The sequence below is a fragment of the Pseudomonas sp. DF11 genome (assembly GCF_058148565.1).
The window spans coordinates 173,770-189,058 of record NZ_JBYVYN010000001.1 but is presented as its reverse complement, the minus strand read 5'-3'; the positions used below and the strand labels follow the sequence as shown (position 1 = coordinate 189,058).

Below are 15,289 nucleotides of genomic sequence, written 5' to 3'. Positions count from 1 at the left end.
TTATTCTTCGGTCAACGCAGAGCCGGCTCGGTCGAGCAGCGGTTTGAACAGGTAGTTGAGCAACGAGCGCTCGCCCGTGCGCACGAACATCTCGGCCGGCATGCCGGGCTTGATCACCAGGCCGTTGAGCTTGTCCATCGCCACGTCGCTGACGCTGCTGCGCAGCACGTAATACGGCGCGCCGGTCTTCTCATCGAGCATCTGGTCGGCGGACACCAGGCTGACTTCCCCTGGCACCCTTGGCGTACGGTTCTGGTTGAAGGCGGTAAACAGAATGTCCACCGGCAAATGCGGGCCGACCTTGTCGATCAGGTGAACCGGCAGGTGCCCTTCCACCTCCAGCCGCGTGCCCTGGGGCACGATTTCCAGCAGGGTGTCGCCCTGGCGCACCACCGCGCCTTCGGTGTGCACCCCCAGGTTCACGGCAATGCCGTCGGCAGTGGCGAGGATTTCGCTGTGTTGCAACTCGAACCCGGCGGATTTGAGTTGCTGTTGCAGGGTTTCGCTCTTGAGCTGGGCGTCGGCCAACTGGCTGCGCACCTCTTTCTGGTATTCCTCGTTATGTTGCTGCAACTTCAGGCGCGACTCGACGATCCCCTGCTCCACACGCCCGCTTTCGCCGCTGTTCTGCGCCAGTTCCTGCTGTACTTGCGACAGTTGGCGTTGATAGTCCAGCAGCCGGTTGCGCGGGATGTAGCCGTTGTCCGCCAAGGGCTGCAGGTTGCCCAGTTGCAGGCGCAGGGATTCAGCCTGGGCGGTCAAGTCGCTGCGGGCCCGGCGCATGCCCGCCAACTGCGCCGTAGCCCCTTCGATGCTGGCGCGCAACGCTGCCTGCTCCCGAGCGAAGGCTTCGCGGCGGCTGCTGAACAGTTGTCGCTGGCCTTCGAGCACCAGGGCCAGGCCTGGATCGGGATCGCGGCTCAACTCAGCCGGGAAACTCACCTGCAGCAGGTTGTCCCGCTCGCTTTGCCAGCGTGCCAGGCTGGCCCAGGTCATCCGGTACTGCGCCTGCAGCGATTGCACATCGGCGGCAGCCTGGGTCTGGTCCAGGCGAAACAGCGGCTGGCCCTGCTTCACCGCCTCGCCTTCACGCACCAGGATCCGGCTGACCACGCCGCTGCTCATCGATTGCACTGCCTTGCGCTTGCCTGAAACCACTACGGTGCCTTGCACGGGGATGCCCTGGTCCAGCGGTGCCAGGCTGGCCCATGTGAAAAAACTACCCGCGCCAATCAGCGCCAAGGCCCAACCCAGGCGGGTAAAAAAACCGGCGTCGCGCTCCGGGCGCACGAAGTCGTGAGACTGTTCCAGATTCATGTCGCGATCCTTGCTCATACGCCACCGGGTTTACTGGCGGCCTGGTACTGACGGCTCATGCTCAGTCCGTTGGGGGCTGCCTGGGGTTTGTCCCGTTGGGATTCCGACTGCCCGGACAAAGCCCGCAATACTTCCTGGCTTGGCCCGAAGGCCTGGAGCCGGCCTTCGTTGAGCACCAGCAGCTTGTCAGCCTGGGCCAGTGCCGAGGAGCGATGGGTGACCAGCACGACGCTGGTGCCCTGGGCTTTCATCTGGGCGATGCCGCTGGCCAGCGCCGCTTCGCCGACCGTATCGAGGTTGGAGTTGGGCTCGTCGAGTACCACCAGGCTCGGCCGGTCATACATCGCCCGGGCCAGCGCAACCCGTTGTTTCTGCCCGCCCGACAAACCACCGCCGTCCTCCCCCAGCACCGTGTCGTAGCCCTGGGGCAGGCGCAGGATCAGTTCATGGACACCGGCCTGTTGCGCGGCGGCGACGATTTTTTGCGGGTCGGCTTGGCGAAACCGGGCGATGTTCTCGGCGATGCTGCCGCTGAACAGCTCGATGTCCTGGGGCAGATAGCCGATGTGCGGGCCGAGTTGGTCACGATTCCAGCGATGAATGTCGGCCCCGTCGAGGCGTACCGTACCCGCCAGGGTCGGCCACACACCCACCAGTACCCGGGCCAGGGTGGACTTGCCGGAACCGGACGCCCCCAGCACACCCAGCACTTCCCCCGCGGCCAGGCTGAAGCTGACCTGTTGCAGTGTCGCGTTGCGTTGTCCTGGCGGCCCGGCACTGACGTGTTCGAAACTCACCTGGCCCTTGGGCGATGGCAGCGTCATGCCATCGTCCTGGGGCGCAAACGCCTGCAACAGCGCGTCGAGACGACGGTAAGCCAGCTTGGCGCCGCTCCACTGCTTCCACACGGCGATCAACTGGTCGATGGGGCTCAGTACCCGCCCCATCAGGATCGATCCGGCAATCATCATTCCGGCGGTCATGTCACCCTTGATCACCAACAATGCGCCCAAGCCCAGTACCAGTGATTGCAGGCACAGGCGCAGGGTCTTGCTCAAGGAACTGATCACTGCGCCAGTGTCGCTGGCCTGGTTCTGCAGGCCGAGAAACCGTGAATGCACGGCGAACCAGCGACCGCGCAGCGCCCCGAGCATGCCCATGGCCTGGATCGTCTCGGCGTTATGCAAGTGGCTGGTCGCCAGTTGGCTGGACTGTTGCGAGTAGACACTGGCTTGCCCCAAGGCTTTTTTGGTCATGGCTTCGTTCAAGCAGGCCAGGCCGATCAGCAGCAGCGTGCCGACGGAGGCGAACACGCCGAGCCAGACGTTGAACAGATAGATCACCAGCAGATAGATGGGAAACCACGGCGCGTCGAAGAAAGCGAACAGCGCCGGCCCAGTGAGGAATTGACGAATATGCGTGAGGTCGCCCAGGGATTGCCCGGCGTTGCCTTCACCTTGGCGCAGATTGCGCTCGAACGCGGCCTTGTACACCTGGAGATTGAGGCGTCTCTCCAACTGACTGCCAATGCGGATGACCACGAAGCTGCGGACCATTTCCAGCAGCCCGATGAACACGAAGAAGCCCACTACCATCAATGACAACATGGCCAGCGTGGTCTCGTTCTGCGATGACAACCCGCGATCATACACTTGGAGCATATAAATCGAAGGCGCAAGCATCAGGACGTTAATCAGCGCGGTAAAACAACCGACACTGATCAGAATGTTTTTATAATCACCCAGCGCTTTAAACAGCGGCACCGCGGCAGCGCTCCTTGCCCTATTCATGATCTTCCTTGCTGTTGGCTTCGCCAGCGAACCGGCCATTAGTTCAACTTACCAATCTTCAATTATTGTTCTGGCCCACAGCCAAACGCGTATCGAGACACGCGTGCATTTAAACAAACGTGCTTCGATCACGGATCAACTGTACTCACTCGTTAATGAGCGCTCTGGGACTTATTCCGTTCAAGCCTGAGTATCAAACCGGACTTCAACGTCATTTGATAATGATCGCCCTGGCGCAGCCCCAGGTGAGTCCTGGAGTCTTGCCTGCCAATCAGGGAAAGACCGTCGGGTTCGGTGAACCAACGCACCGGTTCATCCCCCAACCAGTGGCCCAGGCAATCGGTTTGCCCACCCAAGGTCTGGTCCAACTTGAGTTCGACGAGGCAACTGTTGGACGGTTTGTCCTGCATCGCCTGGGTTTGCGCATTGTCCTGCGGGCTCGACAAAACGGCCTGCCACTGACCGGCCAACTGCGAGGGTTCAACTAACAACAGGCTGCGCGCCATGGCGTTTTCTCCACAAAACATCATCAGCGTAGCGAATAACCCGGCGATTGCCTGGACGCTACTGGGCATGAATTTTCTACGCATAGCTTTCATCCTGGCCGGGATCCCGCAGGAGCATCCGCCCCCACGGGACATGGACATCAGGCCACGATATCCGAGACCGCTGCCTGGCCCACGGTGCTGACCAGGAAATCCGCCACGCCTTGCCCGGAGAAATCCACCGACAGCAGGCTGTTGCCGCCCGATGTCGACAACACCGCATCGCCCGCCGCACCGGTGAACGCGCTCACAAAGTGCAGGCCTGCGCCCTTGGTGATACCGGTCAGGTCGATCTTGTCCAGGCCGCTGACGAAATCGAGGATCTGGTCCGTCGCCCCCGGCCGCGAATCGGAACTGGCGGCGAACACGAAGGTGTCCGAACCCGAACCGCCCCAGAGTTTGTCTGCACCACCGGCGCCCCAGAGGATATCGTTGCCAGCACCGCCCTTGAGCTCGTTGGCCACCGCGTTGCCGATCAGCAGATCGCTGCCCGAGCCGCCGATGGCGTTTTCGATGACTGCACCCTTGGCGATGGACACGTTGCCCACCATGCCGCCAACGTCGGAGAACGAGGCGTCATTGAGATTGATTTTCTGGTTCTGGGTGAAGCCGGAGAAATCCAGGGTGTCGCGGCCGCCGGCGTCCCATACCGAAAACACCACTTTGTCCGACGACGAAGACGCGCTGAGAAAATCGCGCCCGGTGTTGGAGTTGAAACCGTAGGTCGAATCGCCGGTACGGGTCGTGGTGTTGGCACCGTAGAGTTTCTGGATGGCCGCGATGTCATCCATCAGCGGACCGGAGGCATAGGCTTCGACGCCGCCCTTGCTGAAGTTCTGGCTGGTATTGCTTTCGCTCCAGTAGCTCATGACGCTGTAGCCACGGGTGTCCTGGCCATACGTGGCGTCATCGTAGGTCGGGCTGCCTTCGCCAGCGTTGTAGTCGCCTGGGTGGGCCAGGCCGAGGGTATGACCGATTTCGTGGGTCAGGGTCTGGCGGCCGTAGTTGTTCAAGTCCGGGGTTTTGTTCTGGGTGTAGCTGCTGTTGATCAGGTACCAGGAGGTCCCGTCATAGCCGGCACCAGTGCCCGGCAGATAAGCGAACGCCGCCGCGCCATCCTGGCCGCCGCTGTAGTTGCCGAAGGTCATGTGAGCGTCGCCACCGCTGGCTTTTTCGGTGAAGGTGACATTGGCCACGTCCGCCCAGGATTGCATGGCCAGGGCGGCCTGGCCTTTCTGCTGCGCGCTGAACTGGCTGAAGCCGCTGATCCCATGCTTGTTCATGGTGCTGGAAGAGGCGGAAGTCAGGAAGGTGTAGGTCAGCTCGATCTTGCCGCTGCCGTCCCGGTCCTGGTAAGCCGCGCCGTCTCGCAGCAATTGAGTGGCCGCCTCGTCGACGGAGTATGACGGTTTGCCGTTGACGGTCAGGTTACCACCGCGGTCGTATTGGTGGCTGAAACTATTGATCTGGTTGAAAGCATTACTGGGTGCCGCCAATGATTGCGGCGCCCAGAGGAGTTGTTCGGCAGAATCAATAGCACTGCTTTTGACTTTCGACATAAACACACTTCCTTGTTTGCTAATGGAACAGTTTTAGTCAGACAGACGATCTCTGGCGAGATCGTCCTATCACTCGCCCAATGAGGACGTAAGAAACCTGACACAATTGGAAATCAAACGTCTAGTCATTTTTTTCGTTCAATTTCACGCCCTGCCCCTTAACGCCAATAAACAATAGGTTTCTCCCTGCTTAGTGCGCATGCTCAACTGTCCGAGTTGCGGATTGTCAGACAAAATTCTATTTAAATATTAAATAACGATAACTAGCCAATTGCGGACGGCGTCGCACTTTCGCCAACTAAGTGCCAGCGAAATGCTATTAATTAATATCTACTAAACCTTAACGGTTTTACGCGCGCATACTTCCCGCAGGCAGCCCCGAAGCCAGCGATGCACAGGATCGGCGTCCATCCGCGGATGCCAGAGCATGGCGATCGTGAATTCAGGCACCGGAAACGGCAGCACAAAACTGTGCAGGCCGACCCGCAGGCTCGCGGTGTAGCGTTCAGGCACGCTGGCAATCAGCTCGCTTGAGCGGGCCAACCCCAGCGCCGAGGAAAAACCTGGCACGGTGGTGACGATTTCCCGAGACAGGTTCAACACCGCCAAGGCCTGGTCGATGAGGCCATGATCCAGGCCGCGCATGGAGACGCCCACATGCCCGCCCGCCGCATAACCCGCAGCGCTCACCGCCGCCTGGCTCAACGGGTGCCCCGCACGCACAACACCAATCAAGCGGTCGCTGAACAACGCCTGGGTCCGCAGTTCCGGGCTGGTGTCCTTGGTCACGACGGCGGTCTCCAAGTCCACGGTGCCTTCACGAAGCGCCGTGCTGTCCCGATCGGTCTTTTCCACGAAACGCAGCCGCACGCCGGGCGCTTGCTCGTGGATCCGGGTGATCAGGTCGATGGCAAAGTTTTCCACGAATCCTTCACGGGTTCGCAACGTGAAGGTACGGCTCAAGCGTCCAAGATCCGGGGTCGTCACTGGCCGCAACACGGCCTGGGCCTGTTGCACCAGGTCGCTGACCTGTTCGCGCAATTCCAACGCGCGGGGTGTCGGTACCAGCCCTCGCCCGGCCCGTACCAGCAGCGGGTCGCCGGTGGTTTCACGCAGCCGCGCCAGCGCCCGGCTCATGGCCGACGGGCTGAGGCGCAAGCGCCGGGCGGCACGGGCCACGCTGCCTTCCGAGAGCAATACATCGAGGGTGACGAGCAGATTGAGGTCGGGCGAGGACATAGCGGGATCTCGCAGATGGCGTTTGGTGCAGCTATAACATGCAAATGCTGCGTCTTCCGCCATGTTATGTCCAGGCGTAACGTTCTGACAGCTCCGTTTCGAGCGCCACCGATGCAGGTAACCCCATGAGACCTATCAATACGCAACAAAACCGGTCGGCACCCGCGCCCGCACACCGGCTCGTTTCGCCCCGCTGGGCCCTGGCCAGCCTCGCACTTTCGACGTTGCTCGCGTCCCTTGGCGCCAGTGTGGCCGCAGTGGCCCTGCCCACGCTGGCCCAGGCGCTCGATGCCTCTTTCCAGCAAGTGCAATGGGTAGTGCTGGCTTATCTGCTGGCAATCACCACGCTGATTGTCAGTGTCGGCCGCTTGGGAGACCTGATGGGCCGGCGCAAGCTGCTATTGGCCGGTATCATCCTGTTCACCCTGGCCTCGGCGGTGTGCGGCCTGGCGCCCTCGCTTTGGTGGCTGATCGCAGGTCGGGCGCTGCAGGGCCTTGGGGCGGCCATCATGATGACGCTGACCCTGGCCCTGGTCGGTGAAACGGTCGCCCAGGAAAAAACCGGTAGCGCCATGGGACTGCTGGCAACGCTGTCAGCGGTGGGTACAGCCCTTGGACCGTCCTTTGGCGGCATGTTGATCGGCGGGTTCGGCTGGCAGGCCTTGTTCCTGGTCAATCTCCCCCTCGGCCTGCTAACGCTGGGGGTGACGTGGTACTCGCTGCCGGTGCGACAAGGGCCACCGAAGACCGAAGGAAAACGCTTCGACGTAACCGGGACATTGCTGTTGGCGATAACGCTTGCCGCCTATGCCCTGGCCATGACCTCCGGGCGCGGGAGTTTTGGCGGGTTGAATGTCGCCCTGCTGCTGATCGCGCTCCTGGGCGGCGGATTGTTCATTCGGGCCCAGTCCCGGGCGGTGTCGCCGCTGGTTCCCTTGGCCGTCTTTCGCGACCGGCTGCTGGTCTCGGGCCTGGCGACCAGCGCCCTGGTCGCGACGGTCATGATGGCGACGCTGCTGGTCGGGCCATTTTACTTGTCCATCGCCCTCGAGCTGCCTGCGGCCCTTGTCGGGCTGGTGCTGGCGGCCGGGCCATCCGTCGCGGCGCTGGCGGGAGTCCCTGCCGGTCGCCTGGCGGATCGCTTCGGCGTAATGCCCATGCGACTCGCCGGCCTGGCGACCATGGTTGTCGGCTGCCTGATGCTGTCACTGGTTCCCCCTGCCCTTGGCATCGTTGGCTACGTCGCCGCCATTGTGGTGACGACCCTGGGCTACGTGTTCTTCCAGACGGCCAACAACACGGCAGTCATGGCCGATGTAGCGGCCCAGAGCCGAGGCGTCATCGCCGGGCTGCTGAACCTGTCGCGCAACCTGGGGTTCTTCACTGGAGCTTGCGTGCTTGGCGCCGTGTTTGCGACGGCGACGGCGACGAATGACATCTCCCGTGCCGGCGCCGAGGCAGTGACGAACGGTCTACACGCCACCTTCGCCGTCGCCCTGGCGATGGTAGCCCTGGCCCTGGGCATCGCCTGGAAATGCCGCGTACCAGAGCCATTACCCGAGCCCCGGGACAACCCCGGCCAAGCGTGATGGCATTCTGAACATTGCCGCTTAAGTCGTGATCCAGATCAAAAAAAATGAACCAATCGCAAAACGGACTGAAAAAATCCACATGGGGTTCATTTTCAGGTGCTATTTTTAGTTCTCACTGGTAGAGCCATGATGGCTCTTCCTTCCTGACCTGAGCAAAAGGAAGCGCTCGATTGAAGAAGGCGGGCAACACATGAATAAAGGTTCTTTCAGCAAGGTTACGTTCCCCAACGCTTGCCAGTTGATGCGCTGGCACTTCCATCCCATGGGCTTCGAGGCGAGCATGGATGCGCCTGGCAGTATGGTTGCCCGGCTGTTTGACCGTGCCAGCGGCGAGACCATGATCGCCATTGCGGGTATTCCCTGCGCGACCGTGATGAATGCGCCGGATGTGGAACGAATAATCGAGGCGGTGGAGGCCGAGCTGGAAGCCTTTGTACCACCGGTGGGGTTGCGGCGGTTTGCTTCCTGACAGGGAGTGGTGCTGATCATTCAAAAGCTAAAAGCGGCGTCTTCCTCTTTAGGGGAATACGTCGCTTTTTTTAGGTTCTGGATTGATCGGTGTGTATATCCATACCCGAGCACAGCCCCTTATCCTTTACGACGATGGTCAGCAAAAAAGGCCTTGTCCGCAGCAACACGATCCGAAGCCTTGGGCCCATTGGCCGCCTGGCCATCCTGCCCATCGACATACCAGTAGCAATGCTGCACCGCACGAGTGATCCCCACATACGCCAGACGCAGGATCTCGTCCTTTTGCGCCGTGTCGTAGGGTTCGGCATCTCCATCCTGGCCTAACCCAGCCATTCGGTAGATCTGGTTCTTGTAGGGTGAACTGCTCAGGTGCTGGCAGTCACCCAACAGGAACACCGCGTCGGCCTGCAGCCCCTTGGCACTGTGGTAAGTCATTTGCCTGAGTCGTCGTGCATCGTACGGCAAGCTAGAATCCACATTAACTATTGGCTGAATATGCTTTTCTATCAATAATTTATCGCTGCTTTTTCGATACAGCATCAAGATCGAATCGCCCTTGCGATAGTGCTCTTCCAGCCGCAGCGCCAGCCCTTCGTCGTCTCGATCCAGCACATTGACCGGACTCAGCGAGCGAGCCCTGCCGCTGGCCTTGGCTTTTTTGCCAGGAATAGCCGCGGCGGCGCGCACGATGTGTTCAGCCGCATCGATGATGTGCTGGTGGCTGCGATAGTTGTCGGTGAGCATGACCCGGGTCGTCGTCGGCGACGGGAATTGCTTGTTGAACGCCATGAAATAGCTCGGTGAACTGCCGCGCCAGCCATAGATCGATTGCCAATCGTCCCCGACACACAACAAGGAAGAACGCTGGGCGCCACGCCCCACGTGCATCGCTGGACCACGACGGCGGATTTCCCGAAGACTGGCTCGAAGCCAGGAGACGATCTGTGGTGACACGTCCTGGAACTCGTCGATCATCAGGTGCGAAAGCGGCCTGAGCAACGCATCCCCCAGCAACTTGAAATTTTCCGGCGAGTGCTCGCTGAACAGCGCGAACATACGGTTATAGGTCATGACCGGCGGGGATTGATCGAGCAGATGATCTTCGAACGCCCGCCAGTAGCGACTCAACGCCTCGAAGAAATACCGGTCGGGGTCGTCCTGGGCGAAGGACATCCGGCCCACCGCATCCGGGACGTCAAGGCCAAGGTTCTCGATAAAACCTGCCGCCGCGACAAAACAGTCCAGCAATGGCGCTGAACCCAGCTCACCCTTGACCTTGTAGTCGAACCCCGGCCCTGCGCTGGCATCGCCGGCCATCGAGGCTATTACACGCCTTGACGCCTCATAACTTTCAAGACATATCAATGGCTTACGACAGAAAGCTTGAAACAGGGTGCGCTTTACCGCCCATTCCGCACGGATGCTCAACTTGGCGCCTGGACGACTGAGTCGCGCGTCTTCCCGCGGATCGAACCCCAGTATCACCCAGGCATCCAGTGAGGGTGCGTAGCCATGGCAGTGGAACGTCGAACCATTGATCTCGAACGTCTGTCGCTTCGGCTCGATACCCTTGATCGGCCAGGCACCGGCGCGAAACCACAGGTCTTCGATGGCATCGCACAATTCTTCGTCGCGCTGGGCTGCCAGCTCGGTCACCGCGACCCGTTTCTGCACATCCGGGTGATCGCGCTCCAGCTCCTTGAGTTGCAGGGCGTGGCGGGACAACGGCTGGATCAGCTCACGAAAACGCGCGTCCCGTTGATAAAGGTTGTAGTAACAGGCGTTGAGCTGCTGGCGCTGGGCGTCGTTGATGCGTAAATCGAACGGATTGCCCTGGGCATCATCGTCACCCGCTTCGGCACGATGACTCAGGGTCTCGAAGGCCTGGAGCCGTTCGAACCCGGGCAGGCTGCGGACCATAGGCAAGATACGCGAATGGAACGTGCGCACCAGATCACGGGCTTCCTTGAGACTGATGGTTCGTCCCCACAGGCCAAACACTTCGATCAATTTCTGGATGAAATCCTTGCGCGATTCCCGGGTAAACGTCACCACGGTCATCGAGTCCAGTTCAAAACCCAGGTAATGGGACAACAGCACAATGCGCAGCACCAGGGTCGTGGACTTGCCCGCACCGGCCCCGGCGACCACCGAGGTCGACGGCGTGTCGCTGAAAATCATCTTCCATTGCGCGGCACTCGGTTGCGCGTGCGCCGGCAGCAATCGGGCGACATCCGACTTGATGCGCTTCTTCAGCTCGGCGGTCAGCGGCAGGCGCCAGTCGTCGAACAGTAAATCATCGACCTGCGGTGCCGGATGTTCTGTGCTGCGTGAATCACGGATCAACAGGACCTGACGACCCTCCTCAAGCCCTTCGGCCCGGCCCTCCTTGTAACCATAGTCAAAACCGGCGGTATGACCGCTGCGAAAGCCGTCGGCCTGGCCATGCAACCAGGACGCTCGATGCTGGGCGCGCAAGCGCGTCAGCCCATGACCAAAGAACCGGGCGGCCAGGCGCTTGAGCAGCGGCATCTGAGCCAGGGATAAAAGCTCGGGAGGAAGATCGGGAGTGTGTTGCGCCACGCTGGGGACTCCGGTGTTCATGAACCATGGCGGCTATGGTGTCTGTATTTGCCGCCAGGTGCCACCCAAAAGCTTTTAAGTCATGGGTTTAGGTGATGAAGTGAAAGTGAGCTCGCGATTTTACATCTAAATAAACGATGGTTTTGACGCGCTTTTTAAGCTTTTTATCGATGATTTCCTTGGCGAAAATAGCGCCATCAACCATCGTTTTCGCACTCAGCGGAAAAGGACACGAACATGCTCGAACTCAGGCCCTTCGCCACCTTGGGCGCCGCCAATCACGGCTGGCTGGATGCCCACCACCATTTTTCGTTCGCCGAGTACTACGACCCACAGCGCATGCATTGGGGCAACTTGCGGGTCTGGAACGATGATGTCATCGCCCCCGGCAGCGGTTTTCCTCGACACCCGCATCGGGACATGGAAATCATCACCTATGTGCGTGAAGGCGCGATCACCCACCAGGACAATCTGGGCAATCAGGGCCGTACAGAGGCAGGTGATGTGCAGGTCATGAGCGCGGGCACCGGGATTGCCCACAGCGAGTACAACCTGGAATCGACGGCTACGCGTATTTTCCAGATATGGATCATTCCTAATGAGGAAGGCCTGGCACCGTCCTGGGGCGCCAAGCCATTTCCCAAGGACTCGCGCGAAGGCTTCGTGACCTTGGCCAGTGGCAAGGCCGGCGATGACCAGAGCTTGCGCATTCGCGCCGACGCGCGATTGGTAGCGGCCAATCTCAAGGCGGGTGAAAGTGCCGAATATCGACTGGACGCCGCACGTCGCGCTTATCTTGTTCCGGCTACAGGATCGATAGAAATCAATGGGTTACGTGTACAAGCTCGAGACGGCGTTGCGATTGAAGACGAACAGATATTGCGGGTGACCGCCATCGAAGACAGCGAAATCGTTCTCGTAGACCTCGCCTGACTTGATCTTGTGGCAAGGGGATTAAATCCCCTCGCCACAAGTCGAGACAAGGCTTGCCTGCAAGGTCACTTGCTGGTGATAGCCCCATCCACCAACGTTTGTGCCTCATCCACCAATTGCTTGAGGTGCGCGTCGCCAATGAAGCTTTCGGCGTAGATCTTGTAGATATCCTCGGTCCCGGATGGACGTGCAGCGAACCAGCCGTTTTCGGTCATGACCTTCAAACCGCCAATAGCCTGGTCATTGCCCGGCGCATGACTGAGGATATTCTGGATCTTCTCCCCGGCCAGTTCGGTGGAGGCCACCTGATCGGGCGACAGTTTGCTCAACAGCGCCTTCTGCTGCGGGCTGGCCTTGGCATCGACGCGTACCGAGAACGGTTCGCCCAGCTCATCGGTCAGGGCACGGTAGGCCTGGCTCGGGTCGCGACCGGTGCGCGCGGTCATTTCAGCGGCCAGCAACGCCGGGATCAAGCCATCCTTGTCGGTACTCCAGACACCGCCATCCTTGCGCAAGAACGAAGCCCCGGCGCTTTCTTCACCACCGAAGCCCAGGGAGCCATCGAACAGACCGTCGGCAAACCACTTGAAGCCCACCGGCACTTCATAGAGGCGGCGACCCAGGCGCTTGGCCACACGATCGATCAGGCCACTGCTGACCACCGTCTTGCCCACGGCGGCATCGGCGCGCCATTGCGGGCGATTCTGGAATAGATAATCGATGGACACCGCCAGGTAATTGTTCGGCGCCAACAGGCCGCCGGACGGCGTCACGATGCCATGGCGATCATGGTCCGGGTCGCAGGCAAAGGCCACGTCGAAGCGCTCCTTCAGGCCAATCAACCCTTGCATCGCATGGCTGGAGGACGGGTCCATGCGGATCTGCCCGTCCCAGTCGACGGTCATGAAGCGGAAAGTGGAATCCACGTGGGTGTTCACCACTTCCAGGTCCAGGCGGTAGTGCTCGGCAATGGCCGGCCAATAGCGCACGCCTGCGCCACCCAACGGATCGACGCCCAGGTGCAGCCCGGCGGAGCGAATGGCATCGAAATCAATGACATTGATCAGGTCCGCCACGTAGGTGTTGACGTAGTCGTGACGGTGGGTGGTATCGGCCTTCAGGGCTTGCTCGTAGCTGACGCGCTTGACGCCGGCGAGCTGGTTGGCCAGCAGTTCGTTGGCCTTGGCTTCGATCCATTTGGTGATATGGGTGTCGGCCGGGCCGCCGTTGGTAGGGTTGTACTTGTAGCCGCCACTTTGCGGCGGGTTGTGGGACGGCGTGATGACGATACCGTCCGCCAGGCCCGAGGTGCGGCCACGGTTGTAGCAGAGAATGGCGTGGGAAACCGCCGGTGTCGGGGTGTATTCATCACCTTCGGCAATCATGACGGTCACACCGTTGGCCGCGAACACTTCCAGCGCGCTGGCACCGGCCGGGGTCGACAGCGCATGGGTGTCAATACCGACGAACAATGGCCCGTTGATGCCCTGGGCTTCGCGGTACAGGCAGATCGCTTGGCTGATTGCCAACACATGCCACTCGTTGAAGCCCAGGTCAAAGGAACTGCCACGGTGACCGGAGGTGCCAAAAGCCACACGCTGGGTTGCAACCGAAGCATCGGGTCGGCCGGTGTAATAGGCCGTCACCAGTCGCGGGATATCGATCAGCAACTCTGCCGGTGCCGGCTTGCCCGCAAATGGACTGACTGTCATGCAAAACCTCTGAGTGGAGTGGCTCGGGAAATGGGGTGCAGTTTACTGACAGTTCGACCATGGCGCGATGGGTTCGATCCATCGCCGCCGATTACGATTGTTCGAGCCTCAAGGCATCGGCCAGCGCGCAGAGCGCGGTGTCCATGTCCTGCGGCCCATTCAGGGCATGGGTCAGGCGCATATGTTGCCCATACAGACCCTGAAGGCTGAACAGCTCCCCCGGCGCGATGACGATGCGCTGGGCAAGCAGTCGATGGAAAACCCTGCGCAAGTCAACCCGTCGCGTCGACTGCATCCAGATTGTCGCGCCACCTTGGGGCTCTGCCCATTGCAGGCTGTCCCCCAGCCGCTCGCGCAGCAATTGCGTGGTCGAAGCCGCACTTTCGCGCAGCAGGCGCCGCAAGACCAGCAAGTGCTGGTCGATCCTACCGTTGCTGTACAGCCGGGCGATGGCTTTCTGGCGAATCGGCGACAAACGAAACGCACGCAGCAGGAAATGTCGCTGCAGGTGCAGGGTCAACTGGCGCGACAACACGTAGCCATACGGCGCCTCCGGACCGATGGTTTTCTCGAACGTCGAATAGACGATCAACCGATCCGGGTCGAGCAAGTCTCGAAAAGGTGTAACCCTTGGCTCGAACACCAGGTCTGTATGGCTATCGTTCTCCAGCACCCAAGTGCCATGCCGCTCCAACAAATGAGCGATAGTGCGGCGGTTTTCCTCAGGCACGAGCGTGCCCCTGGGCATGTTCAAGACTGACGACAGCACCACCAGACGTACCGTTTCGCTCATCAGCAGGTGTTCCAACTGCTCGACATTGATTTCCCCGCCGGCCAGTAGGGGCAACTCGACGACGTGGACCTCCGCCGCCTGCAGCAGGCGCAACACTGTCCAATCGCAGGGTGATTCGATCAGCACCACGGCGCCCCTGAGGGCCAGCACCGCGATCAGGATCTCCAGGACGCCCCGCAGGTCGGCGCCAATATAGACATCATCGGCATTCCAACAGCGGGCCGGCGAAGAGGTGTAGCGGGCAGCCAGCGCGTTGCGAAGCTCCAGCTCACCCCAGGGTTGCGAAGGCGCCTGCGGAGAGCGTGGGTACTGGCGCAGCAATTCGCGCTCGAGCAACAACAGCGGGCTATCCAATGGCTGCATCGACGCCGGTTCATCCGCACTGAGCACCTGCATGCCTGGCCGTCGGGCGTTGACGTACAGGGTCTCGAGTAAATCGTCACCGCCGTCCAGGGTGGTCATGCTGGGCGCGGGCAGCGCGTAGTAGCCGGACTTGGCGATCGAATAGACCCGCCCTTCCTTTTCCAGCAGCGAATACGCGTACTGGATGGTCGATATCGACACGTTCAGACGCTCGGACAGTTGCCGCAGCGACGGCAGACGAACCCGTGCATCCACCTCCAGCTCGTTGATCAGCGTGGTCAGGTATCGATAAACCGCCTGATAGGCGAAGTCTGTCTCTCGGCAGCCTTTCATCGGCTCAGGCCAGGAGCGCGGGTCGCGGCCAGCCCAGTCGCAACGCCGGGGGCAACGAC

11 protein-coding genes are annotated in these 15,289 nt (G+C 60.7%); 3 read left to right on the top strand and 8 right to left on the bottom strand.

Features of this window, described 5'->3' with window-relative positions; genetic code table 11:
- The 5 genes from AC30D9_RS00825 to AC30D9_RS00805 form a co-directional block, all read right to left on the bottom strand.
- Positions 1-1,335: an HlyD family type I secretion periplasmic adaptor subunit gene (locus AC30D9_RS00825; protein ID WP_109754050.1), complete on the bottom strand. Its 1,335-nt coding sequence runs from the start codon at positions 1,333-1,335 to the stop codon at positions 1-3.
- Positions 1,332-3,107 carry a type I secretion system permease/ATPase gene (locus AC30D9_RS00820; RefSeq protein ID WP_109754049.1) on the bottom strand — a complete coding sequence of 592 codons (1,776 nt, stop codon included), beginning with the start codon at positions 3,105-3,107 and terminating at the stop codon, positions 1,332-1,334. Before AC30D9_RS00820 ends, AC30D9_RS00825 begins: the two co-directional genes overlap by 4 nt.
- Before the next feature lie 152 nt (positions 3,108-3,259).
- Positions 3,260-3,682, bottom strand: a complete 423-nt coding sequence (locus AC30D9_RS00815) for an AprI/Inh family metalloprotease inhibitor (protein ID WP_109754271.1) — start codon at positions 3,680-3,682, stop codon at positions 3,260-3,262.
- Between the two features lie 71 nt (positions 3,683-3,753).
- Positions 3,754-5,211: a serralysin family metalloprotease gene (locus AC30D9_RS00810; protein WP_109754048.1), complete on the bottom strand. Its 1,458-nt coding sequence runs from the start codon at positions 5,209-5,211 to the stop codon at positions 3,754-3,756.
- 333 nt (positions 5,212-5,544) lie between these two features.
- Positions 5,545-6,450: a LysR family transcriptional regulator gene (locus tag AC30D9_RS00805; protein ID WP_490143195.1), complete on the bottom strand. Its 906-nt coding sequence runs from the start codon at positions 6,448-6,450 to the stop codon at positions 5,545-5,547.
- A gap of 125 nt (positions 6,451-6,575) precedes the next feature.
- Here AC30D9_RS00805 and AC30D9_RS00800 point away from each other — a divergent pair, with 125 nt between their 5' ends.
- Positions 6,576-8,039, top strand: a complete 1,464-nt coding sequence (locus tag AC30D9_RS00800) for an MFS transporter (protein WP_134924314.1) — start codon at positions 6,576-6,578, stop codon at positions 8,037-8,039.
- Between the two features lie 193 nt (positions 8,040-8,232).
- Positions 8,233-8,511 carry a DUF1652 domain-containing protein gene (locus tag AC30D9_RS00795; protein ID WP_003201764.1) on the top strand — a complete coding sequence of 93 codons (279 nt, stop codon included), beginning with the start codon at positions 8,233-8,235 and terminating at the stop codon, positions 8,509-8,511.
- Positions 8,512-8,630: 119 nt separating this feature from the next.
- Here the strand turns inward: AC30D9_RS00795 and AC30D9_RS00790 are convergent, their stop codons facing one another.
- Positions 8,631-11,096 carry a UvrD-helicase domain-containing protein gene (locus AC30D9_RS00790; protein WP_490143194.1) on the bottom strand — a complete coding sequence of 822 codons (2,466 nt, stop codon included), beginning with the start codon at positions 11,094-11,096 and terminating at the stop codon, positions 8,631-8,633.
- A gap of 237 nt (positions 11,097-11,333) precedes the next feature.
- On the opposite strand from AC30D9_RS00790, the gene AC30D9_RS00785 reads away from it, so the two are divergent.
- Positions 11,334-12,029, top strand: a complete 696-nt coding sequence (locus tag AC30D9_RS00785) for a pirin family protein (RefSeq protein WP_490143193.1) — start codon at positions 11,334-11,336, stop codon at positions 12,027-12,029.
- 65 nt (positions 12,030-12,094) lie between these two features.
- Here the strand turns inward: AC30D9_RS00785 and pgm are convergent, their stop codons facing one another.
- Both pgm and AC30D9_RS00775 read right to left on the bottom strand, forming a co-directional pair.
- Positions 12,095-13,741 (bottom strand): phosphoglucomutase (alpha-D-glucose-1,6-bisphosphate-dependent), encoded by a 1,647-nt coding sequence (gene pgm / locus AC30D9_RS00780; protein ID WP_490143192.1) that lies wholly within the window; start codon positions 13,739-13,741, stop codon positions 12,095-12,097.
- A gap of 91 nt (positions 13,742-13,832) precedes the next feature.
- Entirely contained in the window at positions 13,833-15,230 is a 1,398-nt protein-coding gene (locus tag AC30D9_RS00775) for an aminotransferase-like domain-containing protein (RefSeq protein WP_490143191.1), read from the bottom strand.
- Positions 15,231-15,289: the final 59 nt, after the last annotated feature.